Source organism: Enterococcus sp. C76 (assembly GCF_040886985.1).
Lineage (GTDB): Bacteria > Bacillota > Bacilli > Lactobacillales > Enterococcaceae > Enterococcus_B > Enterococcus_B lactis.
Genome location: NZ_JBFOEY010000006.1, coordinates 171,193 through 195,814, shown reverse-complemented (window position 1 = coordinate 195,814; position 24,622 = coordinate 171,193). Strand labels below are relative to the sequence as shown.

Below are 24,622 nucleotides of genomic sequence, written 5' to 3'. Positions count from 1 at the left end.
CTACGCTGACAGATATTTTTGCTCACGCAATGCTTTGACAAACTTTTGGATTTCCTGAAGCCACACTGCTTCTTCCATTTGGTTTGGAATCGTCAAGCGTATCACCATCTGTTCTTTTTCAACGCCTAGACTGGCTTTTAGTTTCGTCGCCGTTAGCGCTTCGAATAATTGTTCCACGCTATAGCGTTTCGTTCCAACTTTGCTTAGAGTAAAGACGATATGCGGCTCCTGTTTCCTTATCGTTTCCAAGAGCGCTCGATCGCCATCCATTTTAATCTGTCCGATTGTCAGGAGGTGTGCTACTTCTTCTGGGTATTCTCCAAAACGGTCGAGCAGATCATCTTCCAGTTCATCTAGCATTTCTTGCGAATCAAGTTCACGAATTCGTTTATAGATCTCGATTTTCTGCCGCTGATCTGCCACGTATGTTTCAGGTAGATATGCATCAACACCGAGGTCGATCTCAACAGTGGTCTTCTCCACTTGACTATTCTTTCCTTGTTTACGAGACACTGCTTCGCTCAGCATTTGAGAATACATATCGAAACCGACTGCATCAATAAATCCATGTTGCTGAGCACCTAAGAGATTACCTGCACCGCGAATGGAAAGATCACGCATCGCAATTTTGAATCCAGATCCCAATTCTGTAAAATCTTTGATTGCCTGAAGACGTTTTTCACTGACTTCATTAAGGATCTTCTGCTGCTCATACATAAAGTAAGCATATGCGACGCGGCTACTTCTTCCTACCCGTCCGCGTAATTGATATAACGTGGATAAACCCATATAATCAGCGTTCTCAACAAACAATGTATTTGCGTTCGGGATATCCACTCCTGTTTCAATGATGGTCGTAGTGACAAGAACATCATACTGACCTTCAATAAATTCAAAGAGCGTATTTTCTAATTGCGCCTCTGTCATTTGTCCATGAGCATAGCCGATCCGCGCTTCCGGAACGAGTTCTTGGATTTCTTCTACTTTTTGTTCGATCGTTTCTACTCGATTATATAAATAGAATACTTGTCCACCTCGTCCCATTTCTCGATGGATTGCTTCGCGGATAGCCCCAGGATTTTTTTCCATAACATATGTTTGGATCGGATAACGATTCGCAGGCGGTGTTTCGATTACTGAAAGATCTCGCACGCCTAGCATCGACATATGCAAAGTTCTCGGAATCGGTGTTGCTGTCAGAGTCAAAACATCCACTTGTGCACGTAACTGTTTCAATCGTTCTTTATGTTTTACACCAAAACGTTGTTCTTCGTCAATGATCAATAGACCCAAATCGCTAAATTCAATATCTTTTGACAAGATTCGATGGGTTCCTACAACAATATCAACTTGACCTGTGCGCAGTTGTTCGATGGTTTCTTTTTGTTGCTTTCTTGTTCTGAAACGACTTAATAGCCCGATATTTACGGGGAAACCTTCAAATCTTTCCAGCATCGTTTCATAGTGCTGCTGTGCCAAGATCGTTGTTGGAACTAAAAAGGCTACTTGTTTGCTTTCCTTTATCGCTTTAAAGGCCGCTCGAAGCGCTACTTCTGTTTTCCCATAACCAACATCACCTACGAGTAGTCGATCCATTGGTTTTTCTTTTTCCATATCCCGCTTGATCTCCGCTGCACTTCTCAACTGGTCATCTGTTTCAGAATAAGGGAAAGCATTTTCAAATTCTTTTTGGTAGGCGTCATCAGGACCAAAAGCATATCCTTTTTCTGATTCTCTTGCTGCGTATAGTTTGATTAAATCGTCAGCGATATCTTCGATTTTCGAAGATACTTTTCGTTTAGTTTTCGTCCATTCACTTCCGCCTAACTTATTGATGCGAGGTGCTTTGGCTTCCGAGGCGACATATTTTTGGATCAGATTCAGTTGAGTAACAGGAATAAACAGTTTGTCGTCGTTTTGATACAAAATAGTCATATAGTCTTGGTGAACGCCATCTACTTCTAGCGTTTCCATCCCAATGTATTTCCCGATACCATGATTGGCATGGACAACGTAATCTCCTGCTTTTAACTCATTATAGCTTTTCAATCGCTCTGCGTTTGTTACTGTTTGTCGTCTCGTTTGTTTTTTCGTCGTTTTTTGGAAAATTTCTTTTTCTGTGATAGCTACTATTTTTTCTTGAGGAAGTTCAAAACCAGCCTGCAAAGCTCCTTCAACTAATTGTACCTGTCCTCTGATCAATGCATTTTTTTCTGTTTCTACTACTAATATATCTTCATCTCGAAGCATTTGTTCTGCTTTACGTATTCTGTCCTTTGTCGGAATAAAGATCACAACAGTCTGTTTTTGCTTGCGCCAACGATCCATTTCTGTTTTCAGCAATGGCATTTGTCCGAAGAACTGTTGCATCGTCCGATATTGAAAATTATGGATTGCTTGGAAACGAAGATTTCCCATCCCTTTTTGGAAGAGTGAGAAAAAGGTTGTAGTAAATTTTTCCTTTTGAACGATTCTTTGTACATCTGCTGAAAATGACTGCTCAGAAAAAACCCGCAATTCGCTGATTTTTTGAGTATGCCATTCTGCCGCTTCCCTTTCGATTTCCCGATTTGTTTCCATGATCCGTTGGTAATCATCAACGACTAGTAAACTATTTGAAGGAAAATAATCCAAGATCGTTACAAATTCTTGGTAAAGAAGATCTGAGTAGAATTTTGCTTCTTCTGTCGGGATACCTGCTTGCCAACTTGAAGTCATCTGACCAAAGTAATCTTGTAAAAACTCGCGGTCTGCTTCTTCTGTGGTCGCAGCAAGCCGTTTTTCTAGCATTTTTTGCATTTGCTCTATTCCATGTTCCAGATCCTCTGGTCCATAGACTTGTTCACTCGTTGGAGAAACCCAGATTTCTTCCGTTTTTTCGATTGAACGTTGTGTTTCTGCTTCAAAATACCGCATAGAATCTATCTCTACATCAAATAATTCTACACGAATAGGATAGTTTGTTGTTAATGGGTAAATATCGACGATGCTTCCTCGAATACTGAATTCTCCGGGTTTTGCGACCATTTCTTCTCGTACATAGCCCATCAAAGTCAATTGGCGAGGAAGATTTTCCACATCTATCTCATCACCAACATGCCAATTCAATTGCGCCTGTAGCCAAGTTTTCTTATTCGGCAGCCGCTTGTGCAAAGCTGCGACTGGCAACAAATAGATACCTGCTTTTTTTTCTTGAAGTGCGTTGAGCGTTGCGACTCTCTCGCCTCGCGCTTCTGGAGAAGAAAAGGCCATTTCAGCAGAAAGCACTTCATCCACTGGAAATAAATGGATCTGATCCTGCGGAATCACATGTTGCAGATCTTCTGCTAACTGATTGGCATAATACAAATTTGGCATCAGAATGATCATATTTTTATTTGTTTTCTTAAATGCTCGAGCAAATAGAAGCGTCTTCGCTGAGCCAGCTAATCCTGTGATTAGTTGTCTAGGCATTTTTTCTTCTAAATTGCTGATCCATTCTTTTACTTGCGGATCTTTTCCGACTAATTGAATGATATCCATTCCTTTTCCTCCTTTCTCAATTGAATTGATTCATCGCATCCACGAACGAATGCCCTTCTATGAGATACTCGACTGCTTTAACAGATTGAAATATGCTTTCTTCTATCAAAGGCTGGTTTTCTTTGCTGAAAGGACTAAGCACATGTTGGACCACTGTTTTTTTTCCTTCTGGTCTGCCGATTCCCACCTTGATTCGATCAAAGACATTCGTATTCAAATGGGAAATGATACTTTTGATACCATTATGCCCGCCGGCACTCCCCTTTTGACGGAGCCGGATCTTTCCTACTGCCAGATCCAAATCATCGTAGATGACGACTAATTCTTCTGGATAAATCCCAAAATAAGTCATTAACGGTCCGACTGCACGACCAGATTCATTCATAAATGTCTGTGGTTTGACTAGAAGGATCTTTTCTCCATTATGAAAAAATTCGGCAACTTCTGCTTCGAATGGATTTTTTTTGAAAGTAGCTTGATGTTCGCGTGCAATTTGATCCACGACCATAAAGCCGATATTGTGTTTAGTATATTGGTATTTGGTACCTGGGTTTCCTAACCCGACGATCATTTTCATTTTTGTTTTTCCACCTAATTCTAAAAACAGCACAAAAGGCTGGACTGCTAATTAGCGGTCCAGTCCATCGAGCTTTTTTTCTTTTTTATACTGTCAATGTATAGTATACCACAAAACAAAGCGTTTCGGCTAAAAGAGAATCGTTAATAAATGATAAAGAAATTAAAAATTTCTTCAAAGTTTAATGAAATAATTGATTTATAAAAATAGTGAAATAACGCACATGTAAGCTTTTACATATAATACAACCTTGTTATCTGTTATATTTTATAGCCAAATAGCGTGACATGGGGCTTGAGAAATGTTAGCATAAGCATGGGAAAAAACAAATCAATGGAAGGATTGATACTAAATGACTGCAGCTGCAGAAAAAAAAGATCATCAAAAAGTTATTCTTGTTGGAGACGGCGCCGTAGGTTCTAGCTATGCCTTTGCTCTAGTTACTCAAAATATTGCTCAAGAAGTAGGTATCGTGGATATCAATACTGCTAAAACTGAAGGAGACGCAATTGACTTGTCTCACGCTTTGGCATTTACTTCACCTAAAAAAATCTACTCTGCTACTTACGCAGACGCACATGATGCTGACTTAGTTGTTATTACAGCTGGCGCACCACAAAAACCAGGTGAAACTCGTTTAGACTTAGTAAACAAAAACTTAAAAATCAACCGCGATGTTGTCACACAAATCGTTGAATCAGGATTTAACGGTATCTTTTTAGTTGCCGCTAACCCAGTAGATATTTTGACTTACTCAACTTGGAAATTCTCAGGTTTCCCTAAAGAACGCGTTATCGGTTCAGGTACGTCTCTTGACTCTGCTCGTTTCCGTCAAGCACTTGCGGAATTAGTTGACGTTGATGCACGTAATGTCCATGCTTACATCTTAGGTGAACACGGAGATTCAGAATTCCCAGTTTGGTCACATGCAAATGTTGCCGGCTTGCAAATCTATGAATGGGTGAAAAACAACCCTGAAATCGATGAAGAAGCTATGGTTAACCTATTCTTCGGCGTACGTGACGCTGCTTACACAATTATCGAGAAAAAAGGCGCTACTTTCTATGGTATCGCAGTAGCATTAGCACGTATCACTCGTGCCATCTTAGATGATGAAAATGCTGTTCTTCCTTTATCAGTCTTCATGAATGGCGAATATGGATTGAACGACATCTACATTGGTGCACCTGCTGTTATCAACCGTCAAGGTATCCAAAAAGTAATCGAAATTCCTTTAAGCGACAGCGAACAAGACCGCATGGCTGCTTCTGCTAAACAATTAAAAGAAATTCTAGATGAAGCTTTTGCTAAACTAGACGCTGAATAATTTTTGAATATGACGGAAAACATCTAAACGGTGTTTTCCGTTTTTTTATTTTATCACTCTTCTGGTTTCTAAATTTTTTCATAAAGAAGAGATAACCTTCGTCTTTTCGTCTAAATTATGCTATCATGAGACCGTTCCACCCTAAACTTTTACTTAAGGAGTTGTCGATATGACAAGATCTTCGCATCGAAAAAAATCGAAACATGTTGCTTTGCTTTCAGCTCTTGGTGTTCTCTTAGTGCTGATTAGCTTTTATACCTATCGCAGTACATACTACACAAAACATTTTTTGCCGAATACGGAAATCAACGGAATAAATGTCAGCGATCTAACAGTCGAAAAAGCAAATGAAAAATTAAAAGAAGCTTATTCCGATAAAAAATTAGCTATTAAAGAAGATGGAAAAGTCTGGCAGGAAGTACCAAAATCTGAGCTCGGCTATAAAGATGATTTCACTTCTGAGCTTTCTCCGATCCTAAATGAACAAAACGGATGGACTTGGGGAATGACTTATGTTTCAGCAGCGGAAAAACAAGAAATCGATCCTATCAGTCAAGACCACCAGAAACTGGATACTACCGTTCAGACATTGACAACTAAACTGACTGATCTGAATAAAGACCGGACACCTACAACTGATGCAACAATTGAAAAATCAGGCGACTCTTTTGTTATCAAGCCTGAAGTCAATGGAAATACCATCAACGTCGATGCTGCGGTCAAACAAATAAAAAGTGCAGTAAATTCCGGTAAAGATACAATTGAATTAACTGAGTTCAAAGAAAAACCAAAAGTAACCTCCGGAGACAGTTCACTGAAAGAACAGCTCGAATCCATGAATGCTATCGCAAAAGTAAAAGCTACTTACAGTATAAACGGTGAGACTTTCCAGATTCCATCAAGTGATATCATGAGCTGGCTGACCTACGACGGAAAAGTCGATTTAGATACAGAACAAGTACGTCAATATGTAACAGATTTAGGCACAAAGTATAACACAAGTACGAATGACACAAAATTTAAAAGTACAAAAAGAGGAGAAGTTACGGTCCCAGTTGGCACTTACAGCTGGACGATCCAAACAGATAGCGAGACAGAAGCGTTGAAAAAAGCTATTCTGACAGGCCAAGACTTTACTCGTTCTCCGATTGTGCAAGGTGGCACAACCGCTGATCATCCATTGATCGAAGATACGTATATCGAAGTTGATCTAGAGAACCAGCATATGTGGTATTATAAAGACGGAAAAGTAGCCCTTGAAACAGATATCGTTTCCGGAAAGCCATCTACACCTACACCTGCTGGGGTCTTCTATGTTTGGAATAAAGAAGAAGATGCAACTTTAAAAGGAACAAATGACGACGGAACACCTTACGAGAGTCCAGTAAATTACTGGATGCCGATTGACTGGACAGGTGTTGGTATCCACGATTCTGACTGGCAACCTGAATACGGCGGAGACTTATGGAAAACCCGCGGTTCACATGGCTGTATCAACACTCCGCCAAGTGTAATGAAGGAATTATTCGGGATGGTCGAAAAAGGAACACCTGTATTGGTCTTCTAACAAAAAAGAATTGATAAAAAGAACGCACCTGTACGAATCGTACAGGTGCGTTCTTACTTATTATCCCAACTATGCGCTTGCTTACATTTCAGCAGCAGTAAAGACTTCTGAGACATCATCATCGTCCTCTAGCTTATCTACTAGACGTTCCAATTGCTCCCGTTGTTCCTCATTTAAATCGATCGTCGTTTGTGGGATCATCGTCAATTCTGCTTGCGCTAAAGTGAACTCTTTTTCCAGCTCATCTCGTACAGCAGCAAAATCTTCTGGTGCAGTATAAATCTCGAACACTTCAGGAGAAGTTTTCAGATCTTCTGCCCCCGCCTCTAATACATCTTCAAACATCGTCTCTTCATCAACAGCCAACCCATCGCGTTCAATGACGATATACCCTTTGCGATCAAACAAGTAACTGACTGAACCCGTTTCTCCCAGTGACCCGCCGTTTCGAGTAAAAGCTACTCGGACATTTGTCGCTGTCCGATTACGATTATCCGTCAATGCATGGACTAAGATTCCTACTCCACCCGGACCATATCCTTCATACGTGATTTCATCGTAATTTGTTTCATCTACGGCACTGGTAGCCTTTTTAATCGCCCGTTCTACATTGTCGTTTGGCATATTTGCAGCTTTTGCTTTGTCCACAACAAGCCGCAGAGCTGGGTTCATGGATGGATCAGGACCGCCTGCTTTAGCTGCCATATAGATTTCACGAGAAAGTTTCTGAAAGACTTTTCCTCGTTTCGCATCTTGGGCATTTTTTCTTCCTTGGATATTATGCCACTTACTATGTCCTGACATGATTTTTCCTCCCTTGTTCTTTTGAGAATACACTTCTATTCTAGTACTATTTCACAAAAAAACAAAGCCACAGCCAATCTATAAACGCTTCTTGAATGCCGCAAAAAGCACACATAATACCACAGCAGTCAGAGCACCGATCGAATCCAGCATGACATCTTGGAACATAGGTGTTCGTCCACCGGTCATCATCTGATGGAATTCGTCCAAACCCGCGTACCCTGTTGCTGAAAGCCAAGCAAGGATCGCTGTCAGCCACCAAATTTTTAGTTTAGGGAAAACACCTAAAAACAAGCTGCCACCCAAAACAAAATAAGTACCAAAATGTGCGCCCTTTCTTAAAAAAAACTCTACAAATTTGGCGTAGCCCAGATGGTCGATACTCACGATACTTCCACCATAATTAAAACGTATACCTGCTAATGTGTTCTTAAATGGCTGATTAGGAAGCCAGCTTTCTAATCGCGAAACTTGTGATTGCTGTCCGTAAGTTTGAGAAGAACTGTAAAATAAGATGGCAACGACTATAAGTGCGATCACTAAATAAATATTTCCGTTTTTCAGTTGTTTTTTTGAAGAATTCATAAGTCACCTCTGTATTTATCTTAGACTTTTTTTGAAGAAACAACAATCATTTTCATAGAGACTTCTTCTATAAAAAAGTGCTATACTTAATTTTGTATTACAATATGAAGGGAGTTTTTTCATGAGTTATTCATTAAATTGGGATCTAGATTCTATTTTCCCCGGAGGAAGCCATTCTGATGCTTTGAACCAACGGATGAAGCAATTGGAAGACCAAACGAACGAATATTATCAACGTGTAACAAAATGGTCACCTAGTTCTGACAAGGCAGAGCAGCTAAACGCGATTCTTCAATTGCAAGAAACGATTACGAACGGCTTTACCCAATGCAACAGCTATATTACTGCATTGCTTTCTGCCAATGTCAATGATTCAGATGCAAAGATCTTATCAGGTAAGCTTTACGCCATGCTTCCTCGTCTACAATCAGCCGAAACAGTATTGTCGAAGAAATTTGCAGAAATATCTGACAATGATTGGAATCAGATGCTTTCCCAAGGTTCGTTTGAAACAATCGCATTTCGTTTAAACGAGATCCGTCGTGACGGTTCACAATTATTATCAGAAGCTGAAGAGAACATTATCAACACGCTCTCATTAGATGGTCTAAATGCTTGGAGCAGTCATTATGATACGATTGTAGCCAGCATTTCGATTCCCTTCGAACAAGATGGCCAAGTAGTCGAATTATCTGCTGGCCAAGCCTTCAATAAGATGATGGGCGATCCAGATCCAAAAATCAGAGAAACACTTTTCGCAGCATGGGAAAAAGCATGGAAAGAAAAGGCCCCCCTCTTCACAGATACTTTGAATCATTTAGATGGTTTCAGACTTTCTAACTATGAACTTCATGGCATCACGGATTTTCTGCAAAAACCATTAGAATACAACCGTTTGAAAAAAGAAACATTGTCTGTCATGTGGGAGACGATCCAAAAAAACAAACAACCCCTTGTTGATTACTTGACTAGAAAAGCCAATCTTTTCGGTAAAGAAAAAATGGAATGGCAGGATCAAGATGCACCTATTATTTTAGGCGATTTGAAAGAAAAAACCTTTAGTTTTGACGAAGCAGCTGCATTTATTATCGAAAACTTTAATAAATTCAGTCCAAAAATGGCTAAATTCGCACAATCTGCTTTTGAAAAGAGCTGGATTGAAGCAGAAGATCGTCCTGGAAAACGTCCTGGTGGTTATTGTACTGAGTTACCAGAAACAAAAGAATCAAGGATCTTTATGACCTACAGCAATTCTGTTAATGAGGTTGCGACACTTGCTCATGAATTGGGGCATGCTTTCCATAGCAGCACGATGTGGGACTTGCCTTCTTTAAATCGTGAATATGCAATGAATGTCGCAGAAACAGCAAGTACATTCGCAGAACTGATCGTAGCCGATGCTACATTAAAAGCCGCAAAAACAAAAGAAGAAAAAATCAATTTGCTAGATACAAAATTGCAAAATGCTTTAGCTATGTTCATGAATATCCATTCTCGATTCATTTTTGAGAATCGATTCTATGAAGCACGGCAAGAAGGATTAGTCTCAGAAGATAAGATCACAGAGATGATGGTTGAAGCACAAAAAGAAGGCTACCAAGGAGCTTTAGCCACTTATCATCCATATTTCTGGGCTGCAAAATTACATTTCTTTATTGATGACGTACCGTTTTATAACTTCCCATACACCTTTGGCTACCTGTTTAGTTTAGGCATTTATGCTTACGCTAATCAAAAAGGGGCAAATTTCGAAGAAGAATATATCCATTTACTACGTGATACTGCTTCAATGACGACGGAAGAGCTTGCAAAGAAACATTTGAATGTCGATCTCACTCAACCAGATTTTTGGCAAGCAGGTATCGATATGGTGATGGAAGATATCCAAACGTTCATGGAATTGACAGAAGAATTCATCTGATTTCTATTTTCTCTCAATAAAAAAAGAGTTAGCCCTTTTCTGGACTAACTCTTTTTGATTAATCATTCTTACATGCTGACAGCAAAATCAGGTGCAAACCATTGAACTGAACCAACTTTTACGCTTTCGCCTGGTTGAGGAGCATGGATATATTGTCCTCCGCCTAAAGCAATCGCTACGTGGTAAGTTCCGCCTGGTGAACCCCAGAATAATAAGTCTCCAGCTTTTGCTTGAGAAACTGAGATTTTTGTTCCAGCTGATTCTTGAGGAACTGTCCAACCACCAATGTCACGACCAGTTACTTGCAAGTAAACATAGCGTGTGAATCCTGAGCAGTCAAATCCACTTGGATCTTTACCGCCCCAAACATATGGAGTACCGATATATTTGTAAGCTTCTGCTACGATTGCTGCACCATTCACACTTCCAGAAGGCGTTGGTGTTGGTGTTGTATTAGTTGTGTTATTAGTTGCATTACTACCAGTACTGTTCCCAGGATCAACACTTTGATCTGTTGATGGTGTTGTAGGCGCAGGTGTTGTTGATTCTTCTGTTGAAGATTCAGGTACAGTTGTTGACTCTTCTGTTGTTGAAGATTCAGGCGCTGTTGTTGATTCTTCTGTTGTTGAAGATTCAGGCGCTGTTGTTGATTCTTCTGTTGTTGAAGATTGAGCAGCTGATGATGATTCTTCAGTCGTTGAAGATTGAGCAGCTGATGATTCTTCTGTTGCTGAGCTTTGTGCAGCTGATGAAGCTTGAGTAGCTTGTGCTTGTGCTTCAGCTTCTGCTTGTTCGCGTGCTTCTTTTTCAGCTTTTTCTTGTGCTGCTTGTTGACGTGCTTGTTCTGCTAGACGTTGTTGTTCACGAATGCGTGCTTGTTCTGCTTCAGCTTCTGCTTTTTGGCGGTTCAAGTCAGCTTTCTTGTCTTCAGCAGTTGCTTGTTCAGCAGCTAATGAAGTTTTCAGTACGTTCAAATCAGCTTGTTTAGATAAAAGATCGCCTTTTTGAGATTCCAAAGCAGCTTGGTTTTCAGCTAATTCTTTTAGTTTAGCATCGTTTTCAGCTTTTTTGTCTTCTACAGCTTTTTTATCTTGTTTTTGTTGTTCCATCAAGTCGTTGTTTGCTTTTACCATCGTTGTCATTGCTTGAACGCGTCCGATAGCATCTGCTAATGAATCAGCATTCAATACAGCGTCAATATAGTTTGAGCTTGTATTGCTTACTTGTGCTTCACGTGCTTGTTTTTGGATTGTATCTTCACGTTTTTCAATACGTTCTTGTAAATCTGCAATATCTTTTACTAATTGTGCAGATTCTTGACGCAATGTGTCTTGTTTTGCTAATAGATCTTGTGCTTGTGTGTTGATTTCAGAAACTTGGCTTTCTAGGGCATCGATTTGTGATTGTGCATCTGCTTGTTGGTTTTTCAAGTCTGCAATCTTTTGATCTTGTTGTTGTATCTGAGAATCAAAATCGTCCGCCGCGGCAGCGATCGGTGATGCTACGGCAGTCAAGGTCATTGAACATACCATTACTGCTGATATTAAACTCTTTTTCACTCTTCATTCCTCCGACTGGCTTAATTTAATAAATATCTAAATATATTTAAGTCTTTCTTAACGATATAAAAATTGTACCATAGCAGTATGTCAGCGATATAATAGTTATGTTACAAAAATGTTTCAAAACAACCTCTAAAAATGACAAAACTGTTCGTTTCAGAAAATGATCATGAAAAAGGCATGCTAAGACGGGCTTTTTTTAAGATAACAACAATTCTTTTTTGCTTTCAGAGGAAAAACAAAAAAAGAAATTATTCATCACTGAATAATTTCTTAAATGGAAAAATGAATAATACAAAAATAATCATGTTCAACAGCAGTGTAGGCCCTAAGAACCTTGTAATAAAATACGTGTTATTTACTACTGCTAGTTTAAAAATCAATTGGACCACCATCGTAAACAGTTCATACCCCGTGACAAAGATAATCATACTGAAAAATTCAGTAAAGATGTTGACGTGGATGACATCTTTCATTACGTACATCAACCATACGATCAAAGGGAGAGCTACGGCATAGATACCGATAACACCGATATAGTAAGCATCATAGACTGCCCCGAGAACAATTGTGGTGATTAGCAAATAGCGTTTTTCAAATGCCATACTGCAACATAACAATGCCAATATCAGAAAGTGGGCATTTGACATATAACTGCCTTTCGACCACTCTCCTAGCATTCTTGTTAAATGGCCATCTATCAACATCAAAAAGAAAAGAACGATTGGCAGATAGTACTTCATTGTTTCTTTTTTCAACATGGACTAATCCTCCGCTAGCCGTTGGACAATCGTCACAACTGACACATCATACATTTCTGCATAAGGTTTCACATAAACTTCCCGATCCAGACCATAACTGTCTGGTTTCGTTTTGATAACCGTACCGATCGGCAAGTTAGCTGGAGAATTTCCTCCAAGACCGGATGTCTGAACAACATCCCCTTCTTTGATATCCGTATCACCAGTCAATTGGGTCACCACTAATGCATGGAGTTTTTCATCATAGTTTTTAAGCAAACCGAATGCTTCGCCATTAGCCGAAGATACCCGTACTGGAAAATGATTGGAGCTTTCGTTAGAGGATGACAGTAATTCGATTTTAGACGAAGCTGTATTGACTTCGATCACTCGGCCGATCAATCCTTTTTGCGACATGACTGCCATATTTGCTTCGATACCGTCTTTAGAACCCTTGTCTACGATCAGCATGTCCTGCCAGCTATCTGGTGAACGAGTAATGACATTTGCCGTTACTTTTTCGTAACTCGTCAGCGTCTGGTTCAAATCAAGTTCTTTTTTCAAAGATTCGATTTCTCTCTCGTAATTCTTGTTTTGCTGTGCAACGTCATCATAGCTATCGATTTTTTCTTTTAGCCGCTCATTTTCGGCATAAGTTGAAAAAAGATTATGGACAGAATCTACTCCGTTTCGCACCCACCGTACTGGGGCAGAGATTGTTTTATCAACCATTGCAACACTGTCATTAACGATGGATTGGAAGAAATTAGGCTTTCCTTCATTCGCTCGCTGTGCAGCGGTCACACTTAGTATCGTCACCACGATGATAACAATAACCAAGGTAATAATAATATTTTTATTAGGATTGAACTTCTTCACAAAGACACCTCGAATTAATTAGACTCTTGTGTTCAATTTTATCACTAAATGTCGGGAAACAAAAGGCAAGTTGCTCCTCTTAAGCTTTTTTTTAGTAAATAATAGATTCTGTCATTTTTAGCCTGAAAGACAAAACTTTTCCTTTTGTTCATTGGTCAGTCTTTGCTTTGAATAACTGCAATCATACCATCTGAAAAAGAAAATTCAGCGGTATCTGAAAGAAACTCGTTACTTGCATAAGATGTCGGGTATTCAACTGCTTTATTTTCCAATACATACTTACTGCCTTTCAATGTAAGAGCCGAGACGGGCGTCAAACAGCAATAAGCTAGATACTTCATACTTGGAACCTGTCTTACTATATGCTTTCCAGGCAAATAATAAGCCAAATAATTTTGACGATCTCTAATAATAAGCTGATGGGCAAACGGTTTGAATCGAGGTTCCAGACCTAACCAGAGATTGGCTAAAAGATGATCCAATCTTCCGCCTGTGGCGCCGATCAAAGTGACTTCAGCTTGCGGATAACGTTCAAATGTCTTTAAGATCCCCAATTGTGTATCTGTATCGTCTTTTTCTGCGGGTGAACGGGCATACTCTTTGGCTTTTGCAAATACTTCCTCCTGCTCTTCGTTCGACAATGAATCAAAATCACCTACTGCCAGATCTACTGGGTAGCCTGCTTGAAGCAGATACAGCGCACCACGATCTATTCCGACATAGGCATCGTATTTGGTCAGTAGAGGCTGCGGCCAGTTTTCCGGATTACCTCCAGCAGCTAATAAAATTTTCATTTAATCTAATGCCTCTTTTAACCGTTCGATTTGTCCGACTGGATTTTCGGCTCCATAGATATATGATCCTGCAACAAAGACATCCGCCCCTGCATCTTTACAGATTTTTGCTGTTTCTGGAACGATTCCGCCATCTACTTCGATTGCATAAGACCAAGTGTTCTCTTTACGTAGATCAGCGAGTTCTTTGATTTTTTCTACCGTTTCTTCAATAAAGCTTTGTCCGCCAAACCCAGGATTGACAGTCATGACCAGCACTTGATCAGCCAAAGGCAAAACATGTTTGATCATGGAGACTGGTGTCCCTGGATTAATAACTACTCCAGCTTTGACACCTAAGCTTTTTGTCATTTGGATTGCCCGATGGATATGAGGAGTTGCTTCTACATGAACAGTAATGATATCTGCTCCAGCTTTCGCAAATGCTGGAATGTAATTTTCCGGATCAACGATCATCAGATGGACGTCTAGCGGTAATTTAGTGACAGGTCGGATTGCCTGAACAATATTTGGCCCTAACGTGATATTTGGGACAAATTGGCCATCCATGACATCTACGTGGATGTAATCTGCGCCTCCTTTTTCTACTAACTCAATATCTCTTTGCAAATTGGCAAAATCTGCGCTCAAAATGGATGGTGCTATTTTCATTCTTGGTTCCTCCTATTTTCGTTTACCTTCTTTTTTCGTATACATGGGTTTTCTTTTCTCGATTTCTTGTAAGAATTGCAAATAATTATCGTAACGTGTCTGTGCGATACCACCTGTTTCTACTCTATGTTTCACTTCACAGCCAGGTTCTTTGGCATGCATGCACTCTCTAAATTTGCAATGGGCAGAAGCTTCCACAAATTCCGGAAATTGTCTTGGCAATTCTCCTGCTTCGATAGTCAAAAAGTCAATCGAGCTGAATCCTGGTGTGTCTGCTACTAACCCACCGTAGATAGGGAGCAGCTCCACATGCCGTGTTGTATGACGCCCTCTTCCAAGTGCATCAGAAATCTCTCCTGTTGCTAAATTCAGTTCTGGAGATATTTGATTCAGTAGTGTTGATTTTCCTGCTCCAGACTGTCCCATGAAGACCGATAGCCGTTCTGGAAAGTAACGGATCAATTCTGTCGTGTCACCCGCATGATTGGGTACAATCACTGGGTAGCCTATCTTAGTATAGGTTTGTTTGATTTCTTCGATTGTTTTCGGGTCGTCTGACAAGTCGGTCTTCGTCAAAAAAATGAGCGGTTCGATTGATTCATATTCCAAGGTAACTAGAAAGCGGTCAAGCAGATTATAAGAAAATGCAGGGTCCACGATACTTGTGACAATGATTCCAAGATCAACATTTGTGACTGGCGGGCGAACTAATTGATTTTTTCTCGGCAAGATTTCCAGAAGATAGCCGTCTGTTTGATTTTCACTCTCAAAAATTACCTGATCTCCGACAAGCGGCGTGATTTTCCGATTCCGGAAATTCCCTCTTCCTCTTGTTTGATAGGTCTCTCCGTCTGCGTATACATAGTAAAAACCGCTGATTGCTTTTCTGATTTGTCCTTTGATAAGTGCCACCTCCGTTTTTGTTTATTTTACCATATGAAGAGGAAAGTAGGTGTCGTTCCACGCAAACTTCTCAAAGTAAAAGGCTTGAAAACTAATCAAATGGGATAGAAAACACAAAAAAGGGACTGCGGCACAGTCCCTTCGAATAAACGGTGTTCCAGAAGTAGCTTCTGTCACAACCTCTTTGTTCTATTTTATTAAAAACTTATTTTGAGCTTTCTGAGGTACTATCTGATGAACTTGTAGTGCTGGAAGATTCTTCTTTGGAAGAGCTGCTCGTACTGCTAGAGCTACTTGAGCTGCTCGTACTGTCTGAAGAATCTTTCTCAGAACTAGAAGACGCTGGGTCTGGTCCTTTAGAGTAAATCACGTTTACAACCATTCCTTTGGTAATCGTCGTACCTGCCCCTGGCACTGTACGGATTACTTTGTCCTTATCCACCGTGCTTGAATATTCAGAAGTCTCATGACCGATATATTCTGCACCAATACTAGCCAAATAACTTTGTGCTTCGCTTTTTGTATAGCCGGAGATGTCATTCAGTTTAGGTTCTGTTCCTTGGCTTACGACAAAACTGATGTAAGTTTCTTCTGCTACAACTTCACCTGAGGCTGGATCCTGACTAATGATCGAACCCGATGGCACAGTGTCGCTATAGTCATAAGTAGCACTAATGTTATTGATATTGAATCCTTGTGTAACAAGCCAATTACGGACAGTTTCGTAGTTTTCTCCTACATGACTACTCAAAGTCACTGTTTCTGGTCCTTTGCTGACTGTGAAAGTAATCGTGTCTGTTTTAGGATCGACTTCTGTATCTTCTGATGGAGATTGCGAAATGATCATTCCGCTTTCTACCTCTGAACTGAATTCCTCTTCTTTTTGAATCAAATCAGCAGAAAATCCTAATTCTTTCAAACTTGCTTCAGCATCTTCATAACTTTTACCACTGTAATCATCTAATTTGATTTTTTTCGTGCCACTGCTGATATAAAGAGTGACTTCGCGTTTTTGCTTGACTGTCGTTCCCGCTGCCGGGTCTGTCTTCACCACATTGCCTTCTTCGATTTTGTCATCTGCAATTTCTTCTGTTTTTGTTGCTACTTCTAATTTCGCTTTTGCGAGTGTTTCTCTGGCGGAAGCTTCAGAAAGATCAGAAACATCAGGAACAACAACTTCTCCCCGTCCGCCAGAAGCAAAGAATACAGCTGTTCCGATTCCTAAAACAGCGAGGACAGCTAACAGGATCAGCCACCATTTTTTCTGTCCTTTCTTTTTAGGGTCAGGCAGAACTTCTTCCTCTTCCGGCAATGTTTCGTTTCTCGGTTCGTCTTTTGGCAGAGGCATAGATTTGAATGAATCCGGCATTGGTGTATCTGCCGCAAGCGGTGTGATAACTTTTGTTTCGTTATCCATCGCATGAGGTTGCCATTTTTCTTCGTTTGCACGAGCTGGTGATAATACTGTAGAAAGATCATCAGACATTTCTTCGGCTGACTTGTAACGGTCTGCAGGTTCTTTAGCCGTCGCCCGTAAAATCACATTTTCCAGTGCTTGCGGTACATTTGGATCAAGTGCCTTTATGGATGGAAGATCATCTTGGAAATGTTTTAAAGCAATCGTCACAGCAGATTCACCGTCAAACGGCACGCTACCTGTCAGCATCTCATAAAGAATGATTCCTAAAGCATAAATATCTGACTGCTTCGTTGCCATACTCCCTCTTGCTTGCTCAGGAGATAGATAATGAACAGATCCCAACATCGTATTCGTCTGTGTGATCGATGTTTCAGATAAAGCAATAGCAATCCCGAAATCCGTGATTTTTACTACACCTTCATTATCGATCAATACGTTTTGGGGTTTCAAATCTCGGTGGATGATTTGATGGTTATGAGCTAAAGAAATAGCAGAAAGAATCTGCTGCATAATATTTACTGCTGTTTCATAAGGAACAGGATAATGTGTTTGGATATATCGTTTCAAGTCCATTCCTTTGACGTATTCCATCACTAGGTACTGCATATTGTCTTCTTCACCAACATCGTAAACACTGACAATATTTGGATGAACGAGTTCTGTTGCTGCTAAAGCTTCTCGCTGAAATCGTCGAATCGCGGTTTGATCATTTTGAAAGTCGAATCGTAAGACTTTGACTGCTACATCTCGATCCAAGATCAAATCGTGCGCCAAAAATACATTAGCCATACCACCACTACCGATATTTCCCGTGATCTGATAACGGCCATTTAATTTTTTTCCCAACTCGATCATACACTGTCCTCCTTATATTCGATAAGAAGAACGGTGATATTATCCGCTCCGCCTGCTTCATTGGCACGATCAATCAGCTCAGTTACTTTATGGGATAACGGGCCTTCTTGATTAATGATCGTTCCTATTTCTTCTTCAGATAGCATATTCGTCAAGCCATCTGAACATAACAGCAAGCGATCTTTTAACTGCCAAAGATGAGTAGAAACATCTACTTCGACTGTTCCTGGCATGCCGACAGAACGTGTTAAAATATTCTTTCTTGGATGGTTCACTGCCATTTCTTCGCTGATTTCCCCTGATTTGACTAGTTCGTTAACTAAAGAATGATCCTCTGTCAATTGCATGATTTTATCTTCGCGAATCAAATACGCTCTGCTGTCGCCAACATTCGCAATCGTGAACCAGTCATCTGACAGAGCTGCCGCTACGATTGTTGTTCCCATACCGTTATATTCCGGCTGTTCTTGTCCTCGCTGATAAATCAGCACATTTTCCTCTTGAATCGATTGAATGAACCACTGGGCGATTTTTTCATCGTCGGCAGCTTCTTGTTCTTCCCAAGCTTCGCCTAGATTTGTTACCGCCATTTGACTAGCAATGTCTCCAGCACGGTGGCCACCCATCCCATCTGCTAATACAGCAAGCTTGAGACCTGAACGGCTAGTAAATACACTGGCATAGTCTTGATTGGTGTTACGTCGTCTTCCTACATCTGATTGATATTCAATCTGCATTTTTTCACCTCATTACTTTTTGCGCAAACAACAAATGAAAAATCCATCTGTGTAAAACTGATGCGGATACAAAGTCAACATTTTCTCTACGATTGATGATTGTAGCATAGGATCGGTCAAAACATCAATCCTCTCAAAATCAGGGTGTGTTTCCAAGAAAGCAGAAACAACGTCTTGGTTTTCTTCTTTTAAGATCGTACAAGTACTATAAGTCAGAATACCGGAAGACTTTAAAGCTGGTGCGCAGCTTTCTAAAATTTCCAATTGGATTTTTGGTAAATTCGCTAATTCATCCGGCTGTTTTTTATAACGGATATCTGGTTTTCGCCGAAGGAGCCCTAGACCTGAACAAGGCGCGTCTACTAAAATCCGATCGAACTGCTCTGGTTCAAACTGCTTGCTGACTTCTCTAGCATCCATCTTTTGAGCGTAAACAGCAGAAGAGACACCCAGACGTGTTGCATTTTCTTCAATGAGTTTGACTTTGTGTTCATGTACATCTAAAGCAATCACTTCCCCACCACATGAGGGATCCAAAAAAGAAGCAATATGTGTCGTCTTACCTCCGGGTGCTGCACAGGCATCTAAGACATGATGTTCAGGCTCGATTTGCATAGACGGCGCTACAAGCATCGAACTTTCATCTTGGATCGTCATGACGCCATCGTGGAACAATGAGCTAGAAGCTAAATGCCCTTTTTTCGCTACTATACCGCATGGACTGACTTGGCTTTTTTCAGCTGTGATCTCTTCTTCTTGCAAAACAGTGATGGCCTGATCTCTGGAAAGTCGGCGTGTATCTACTCGGGCACTAGCATGGCTAGGCTGATATAGCGATAAACCGAGCTTTTCAGTTTCTTCGTAACCGATTTGATCCACCAACCGCTTCGTCATCCATAGAGGCAGGCTGATTTTGACAGAAAGTCTTTCGATAGGATCAGCAATGCCTTGCAGATCTGGTGCTCCTTGACGCTGATAATTCCTCAAAACACCATTTACAAATTTTCCTGTCCCAGGATTTCCTTTTACTTTCGCGATTTCGACCGCCTCGTTTAAAATAGCATGTGCAGGGACTTTATCTAAAAATTCTAATTGATATACAGAAAGATAAAGAAGCGTCTTGACCCAGTCATCCACTTTTTTTGCTTTAGCGATCAATGGTGCAACGTAAAATTCCAATAGTCGCTGATGGCTAATCGTACCGTAGATCAATTCTGTAAATAGACCCACATCTTTTTGATTTAGCTCGCTTTGTTTGATCATCTCATTCAACAAAAGATTCGAGTAGGCGCCGCCCTTGTTCACTCGCTCTAATGTCAGTAATGCCATATATCGTACAGATTTTTTCATTTTTTTAGGGATTTTTTTCATTATTTCACCTGCTGACCAATCTGAACTTGCTGACCGCTTCCGTTAAGAAAATCGTGTACGGCTTGTTTTCCTTTACCAGCTGGCTGTAATTCATTGATGGCTAATACGGTCTGTTTACCGCAAGCAATCCATAGATTTTTTTTGTCTTTTCGGATGATCGTGCCTGGTGCTTCGTCTGTACTTTCTGCCAGTACTTCAACCGATAATAATTTCCAGCGTGTACCTTCATAGGTCGTGAATGCAATCGGCCAAGGACGCATCCCGCGTACTTGGTTGTCAATTTCTTCTGCAGTTTTATGCCAATCGACCGCTTCTTGTTCACGTGTGATGTTTGGCGAAAAAGTGGCTTTTGACTCGTCTTGAGGAACTGGTTTTTGTCCATTCAAAATATTAGGCAATGTTTCTAGCAATAGCTTTCTTCCTAAAAGGCTGAGCTTTTCAAACATCGTCCCCACATCATCTTGTTTAGTGATTGGCATGCTTTCTTGCGCATAGATTCCGCCTGCATCCATTTTTTTGATCATTTCCATGATCGTTACACCAGTTTCTTTCTCCCCATTCATGATGGCATAATGAACAGGCGCACCTCCCCGATATTTAGGAAGTAAAGAAGCATGGACATTGATTGCCCCTAATTTTGGCACTTGCAATAACTTTTCAGGCAAGAATTGACCAAACGCCGCAGTGACGATCAAATCAGGCGCCAATTCAATGATTTCTTCCATTTCTGGCGAACCGGAGATTTTCTCTGGCTGCAACACACGGATACCGTGCTTTAGAGCAGCTTCTTTTACCGGTGTCGGCGTAATTACTCGTTTCCGCCCAACTGGACGGTCGGGCTGTGTGACTACTGCCTGGATCTCGTAGCCTGATTCTATCAGCCCTTCAAGAATTGGCACAGAAAAAGCAGGTGTGCCCATAAATACTAACTTAGTCATCAAGATGTTCCTCCATATATTCTTCAAGTTCTTCTTCCGGGATCTGCTGTACCATTTTCTCAATGAACAGAATACCGTCTAAGTGATCGATTTCATGCTGGAAGGCACGGGCTAAATAGCCGAAAGCTGTCACTTCTATCTCTTCTCCATCTCGGTCATAATAGCGTACAGTCACTTCATCTGCTCGCTTGACTGTTCCATAGACATGCGGAATACTGAGACAGCCTTCTACGTCCATGCTTTCACCTTTTGCTTCAATGATTTCTGGGTTTATCAGTTCGAATTTTTCGCCTTCATCTACTTCGATCACAGCGATTCTCTTGTTTTTTCCTACTTGAGGAGCAGCAATCCCTATTCCGTCATTCGCAATCATCGTCTCATATAAGTTGTCTAACAAAGCAATCGTTTCATCCGTGATCACGTCGATTGGCTGAGCAGGTCTTTTTAATTTATCATTAGGGTGGATCAATATAGGATAGCGCATAAGTTGGTCCTTTCTTAAATAAAGTTTAATGGTTCGTTGTCAATTGCCACAAAAAGACCTTGCCGCTGTTCTTTCTGGCTTCCATTCAAGATTTCATCCAAAACATGAGGAAGATTCGGCTCATGTTTATATTTGATGATCAGTTGATAATAGTATCGATTTTTCACTCTCAAAATCATGCTGGGTGTTGGTCCTAGTAACAAACTTTGAGGACTTAATACTTCTTTTAGCTGATTGGCAATCTGAAAGATTTTCTTTGCCGCCACTTGTTCTTCAGGATGGCTGGCAGTTATTTTCACAGTAAAGTAATACGGAGGGTAACCTCCACGATGCCGTACATGCATTTCCTGCTGATAAAACTGTTCATAGTTTTGTTTTTTAGCCAATTCTATAGCGTAATGCTGAGGATTGAACGTTTGGATCACGACTTCGCCTGGTTTTTCCGCTCGTCCTGCTCGTCCTGAAACTTGGGTCAGCAATTGGAATGTATGCTCGCTAGAACGAAAATCCGGTAAATTCAGGGAGGTATCGGCATTCAACACGCCAACTAATGTGACTTCTGGAAAATCCAAGCCTTTAGCGATCATTTGTGTCCCTAATAAAATATCTGCTTCTTTTGCACCGAATTTTTGTAAAATCTGTTCGTGTGCCCCTTTTCTTCGGGTAGTATCTACATCCATACGCAAAATCCTAGCTTGCGGATAAAGTTCTCGGAGTTCCTCTTCTACTTTTTGGGTGCCTGTCCCATAGTAGCGGATTTTGTTGCCCCCACAATTGGGACAGCGATTAGGAATAGGTTCTTCGTGTCCGCAATAATGACAGCGCATCGAACGTGTATCCATATGCAAGGTAAGAGAGATATCGCAATTAGGGCATGGGAGAACAAATCCGCAGTCTCTGCACATCACAAAAGACGAATATCCTCGACGATTGAGCAGTAGGACAGTTTGTTCTTTTTTGTCTAACCGATCTTGTATCTTTTCCTGCAAATTAGCAGAAAAAATAGAGGTCCGATGATTCTGAAACTCTTCACGCATGTCTACGATCTCAATAGCTGGAAGTTGTGCAGCTGCTTTGGCTCGGTGGTTCAACTGCAATAACTGATACACGCCTTTTTGAGCTCGTGCTCTTGATTCCAAAGAGGGGGTCGCACTTCCAAGGACTATTGGGCAATGATGGTACTTACTGCGCCAAATAGCTAAATCTCTCGCATGATAACGCGGCGTCTCATCTTGTTTATAACTTGATTCATGTTCTTCATCGATAATGATCAATCCTATATTTTTCAGCGGAGCAAAAATAGCAGAGCGTGCGCCTACTACTACTTGTGCTTCTTCCCGCTCGATCTTGCGCCATTCATCATATTTTTCACCTTGGGAAAGTCCGCTATGTAAGACCGCAACTGATTCACCGAAGCGTCCTTTGAATCGCTCGACCATTTGCGGAGTCAATGCGATTTCAGGCACTAACATTATAGCCGTTTTATTTTCTGACAAAACATCAGCGATTGATTGAAGATATACTTCTGTTTTTCCACTACCGGTGATTCCCTCTAGCAAAAAGACCTGATCTTTTTGTTGCTGACCTGCTGTGATGATTTGTTCGACAGCATTTTTTTGTTCTGCATTCAGTTCCAATGCCGTCGTTTGGTCAAATACTCGGTCCTGATAAGGGTCGCGATAACGTTCTGATTCTACAAACTCCAGCCAGCCCTTTTCTTTTCCTTGATTCAAGACAGCAGTACTGATTTCTTTATCTTTGAAATAAGCGATTGGTTCTTCTTGGCTCAGTTCAGATAAACACAAAAGAAGCTCTTTTTGTTTCTTGGCATTTTGCCGTAATTTTGCCCATTCTTCTTCGATTTGTTTTTCAGTTAATAGGGAACGGACCAAACGAATCGTTTTTACTTTATTTCGTGTATGGACTTCGTATTTGATATCTACTAATTGCTCTTGGCGCCAACGAATCAACTGAGAAAGGCTGCCTTCTTCTTCTGCTTCTTTCCAGGAAATCACTTCCCGTTGACCAAACAATGCCTGAATTTCTGGTGTATCTGCCAAAGGATAGATCAATTTATCATATTCTGCTTTCATCACACTCGGAAGCATCGTTTGTAGACAAGTGATTTTGAATGCATAAGTGATCTTTTTCATATAATCAGCTAATGAAAGTAATTCTTCATTGACCACTGGGGCAAGGTCCAGCAAACGGATCACTGCCTTCAACGATGGGTTAGCTGATTCTTCTGATTTTTGGATAGCCATAACAAATCCTTGGACATGACGATTGCCATTACCAAAAGGGACCTCTACCCGCATCCCGACTTGCAAAGCTGTTTCCATTTCAGAGGGAACCAGATAGGTGAATGGCTGATCGGTCTGCATAGTAGGTACGTCCACAATGACTTCAGCTGTTAATGTCATGGTTCGTTTCCTCCTTTTTTTGTCTTTTCATATCAAGCGACAAAAAGTTCCTTGCCTATTTTACTAGAGATCGCTGGATTTGTCTTATTTTCTGCCAAATCCTAACAAAAAATTAACAGCGGATAAGAAAAAAAAGAACTGTGTCAAAAAGTTCAGACACAGCCTTTTCTACCAGACAATAAGAGGCGAATGTTTGAAAAGGAAACAGCTGGGTTTGCTTTTCTTTTTAGATGCTCGCTCTACTTTTCTTTATTACATTTTTTGCTCTTCGCGGATACGTGATTCCAATTCGTGTTGTTCACGCTCTTTTTGAGCTTGACGTTCCTCTTCTTCCATCTTCAAACGTTCACGTTTTAATTCAGGATGGGGATCATTGACTACATTCCCTGCATCGATTTCTTCTAAAGCTTGACCAACGCTTTTTACTGAATCAAAAGAATCTAGTGTAGGTTGTGCACTTGCATCCAACTCATGCGCGCGTTTGCTTGCTAAAATTACTAGAGAATATTTTGAATTTACACGATCTAATAGTGAGTCAATTGAAGGTTTTAACATCATAAGA

General features: G+C 40.6%; 20 protein-coding genes. 3 read left to right on the top strand and 17 right to left on the bottom strand.

Annotated elements, in window-relative coordinates:
* Together mfd and pth are read right to left on the bottom strand one after the other, a co-directional pair.
* Complete coding sequence (gene mfd, locus AB3I00_RS09750; protein WP_070704638.1) at positions 1–3,522, bottom strand: transcription-repair coupling factor; 3,522 nt, start codon at positions 3,520–3,522, stop codon at positions 1–3.
* A 16-nt stretch (positions 3,523–3,538) separates the two neighbouring features.
* Positions 3,539–4,099, bottom strand: a complete 561-nt coding sequence (pth, locus tag AB3I00_RS09745; protein ID WP_002315906.1) for an aminoacyl-tRNA hydrolase — start codon at positions 4,097–4,099, stop codon at positions 3,539–3,541.
* A 352-nt stretch (positions 4,100–4,451) separates the two neighbouring features.
* Between pth and AB3I00_RS09740 the strand changes: the two genes are divergently transcribed.
* Together AB3I00_RS09740 and AB3I00_RS09735 are read left to right on the top strand one after the other, a co-directional pair.
* Entirely contained in the window at positions 4,452–5,426 is a 975-nt protein-coding gene (locus tag AB3I00_RS09740; protein ID WP_002287399.1) for an L-lactate dehydrogenase, read from the top strand.
* Positions 5,427–5,595: 169 nt separating this feature from the next.
* The gene (locus tag AB3I00_RS09735; RefSeq protein ID WP_002329834.1) at positions 5,596–6,993 is read left to right on the top strand and encodes a L,D-transpeptidase family protein; all 1,398 of its coding nucleotides are present in this window, start codon (positions 5,596–5,598) and stop codon (positions 6,991–6,993) included.
* A gap of 81 nt (positions 6,994–7,074) precedes the next feature.
* Here AB3I00_RS09735 and AB3I00_RS09730 read toward each other — a convergent pair whose 3' ends face one another.
* Both AB3I00_RS09730 and AB3I00_RS09725 read right to left on the bottom strand, forming a co-directional pair.
* On the bottom strand, positions 7,075–7,797 hold the full coding sequence (locus AB3I00_RS09730; protein ID WP_368025134.1) for a YebC/PmpR family DNA-binding transcriptional regulator: 723 nt from the start codon (positions 7,795–7,797) through the stop codon (positions 7,075–7,077).
* A 78-nt stretch (positions 7,798–7,875) separates the two neighbouring features.
* Positions 7,876–8,382, bottom strand: coding sequence for a VanZ family protein (locus AB3I00_RS09725; RefSeq protein ID WP_368025133.1), 507 nt, complete (start codon positions 8,380–8,382; stop codon positions 7,876–7,878).
* 121 nt (positions 8,383–8,503) lie between these two features.
* Between AB3I00_RS09725 and AB3I00_RS09720 the strand changes: the two genes are divergently transcribed.
* Positions 8,504–10,303, top strand: coding sequence for a M3 family oligoendopeptidase (locus tag AB3I00_RS09720; RefSeq protein WP_024635043.1), 1,800 nt, complete (start codon positions 8,504–8,506; stop codon positions 10,301–10,303).
* A 68-nt stretch (positions 10,304–10,371) separates the two neighbouring features.
* Here the strand turns inward: AB3I00_RS09720 and AB3I00_RS09715 are convergent, their stop codons facing one another.
* The 13 genes from AB3I00_RS09715 to rpoZ all read right to left on the bottom strand — a co-directional run bounded on the left by AB3I00_RS09715 (position 10,372) and on the right by rpoZ (position 24,618).
* On the bottom strand, positions 10,372–11,862 hold the full coding sequence (locus AB3I00_RS09715; protein WP_368025132.1) for an NlpC/P60 family protein: 1,491 nt from the start codon (positions 11,860–11,862) through the stop codon (positions 10,372–10,374).
* A 254-nt stretch (positions 11,863–12,116) separates the two neighbouring features.
* A complete protein-coding gene (mreD, locus tag AB3I00_RS09710; protein WP_010733140.1) occupies positions 12,117–12,626 on the bottom strand; it encodes a rod shape-determining protein MreD in 510 nt (169 codons plus the stop codon).
* 3 nt (positions 12,627–12,629) lie between these two features.
* Entirely contained in the window at positions 12,630–13,484 is an 855-nt protein-coding gene (mreC, locus tag AB3I00_RS09705; RefSeq protein ID WP_002293051.1) for a rod shape-determining protein MreC, read from the bottom strand.
* 155 nt (positions 13,485–13,639) lie between these two features.
* Entirely contained in the window at positions 13,640–14,278 is a 639-nt protein-coding gene (locus AB3I00_RS09700) for a thiamine diphosphokinase (RefSeq protein ID WP_002293052.1), read from the bottom strand.
* Positions 14,279–14,929: a ribulose-phosphate 3-epimerase gene (rpe, locus tag AB3I00_RS09695; RefSeq protein WP_368025131.1), complete on the bottom strand. Its 651-nt coding sequence runs from the start codon at positions 14,927–14,929 to the stop codon at positions 14,279–14,281.
* A 12-nt stretch (positions 14,930–14,941) separates the two neighbouring features.
* The gene (gene rsgA / locus AB3I00_RS09690) at positions 14,942–15,841 is read right to left on the bottom strand and encodes a ribosome small subunit-dependent GTPase A (RefSeq protein WP_368025130.1); all 900 of its coding nucleotides are present in this window, start codon (positions 15,839–15,841) and stop codon (positions 14,942–14,944) included.
* Between the two features lie 196 nt (positions 15,842–16,037).
* Entirely contained in the window at positions 16,038–18,107 is a 2,070-nt protein-coding gene (gene pknB, locus AB3I00_RS09685; RefSeq protein ID WP_368025129.1) for a Stk1 family PASTA domain-containing Ser/Thr kinase, read from the bottom strand.
* Positions 18,104–18,844, bottom strand: a complete 741-nt coding sequence (locus AB3I00_RS09680) for a Stp1/IreP family PP2C-type Ser/Thr phosphatase (RefSeq protein WP_002315895.1) — start codon at positions 18,842–18,844, stop codon at positions 18,104–18,106. The genes pknB and AB3I00_RS09680 overlap by 4 nt, the downstream gene beginning before the upstream one ends.
* Before the next feature lie 12 nt (positions 18,845–18,856).
* Positions 18,857–20,215, bottom strand: coding sequence for a 16S rRNA (cytosine(967)-C(5))-methyltransferase RsmB (gene rsmB / locus AB3I00_RS09675; protein ID WP_368025128.1), 1,359 nt, complete (start codon positions 20,213–20,215; stop codon positions 18,857–18,859).
* Entirely contained in the window at positions 20,215–21,153 is a 939-nt protein-coding gene (gene fmt, locus AB3I00_RS09670) for a methionyl-tRNA formyltransferase (RefSeq protein WP_002293059.1), read from the bottom strand. The genes rsmB and fmt overlap by 1 nt, the downstream gene beginning before the upstream one ends.
* A complete protein-coding gene (def, locus tag AB3I00_RS09665) occupies positions 21,146–21,637 on the bottom strand; it encodes a peptide deformylase (RefSeq protein WP_002315893.1) in 492 nt (163 codons plus the stop codon). The genes fmt and def overlap by 8 nt, the downstream gene beginning before the upstream one ends.
* Before the next feature lie 14 nt (positions 21,638–21,651).
* On the bottom strand, positions 21,652–24,060 hold the full coding sequence (gene priA, locus AB3I00_RS09660) for a primosomal protein N' (protein ID WP_368025127.1): 2,409 nt from the start codon (positions 24,058–24,060) through the stop codon (positions 21,652–21,654).
* 252 nt (positions 24,061–24,312) lie between these two features.
* On the bottom strand, positions 24,313–24,618 hold the full coding sequence (gene rpoZ / locus AB3I00_RS09655; protein WP_002287365.1) for a DNA-directed RNA polymerase subunit omega: 306 nt from the start codon (positions 24,616–24,618) through the stop codon (positions 24,313–24,315).
* Positions 24,619–24,622: the final 4 nt, after the last annotated feature.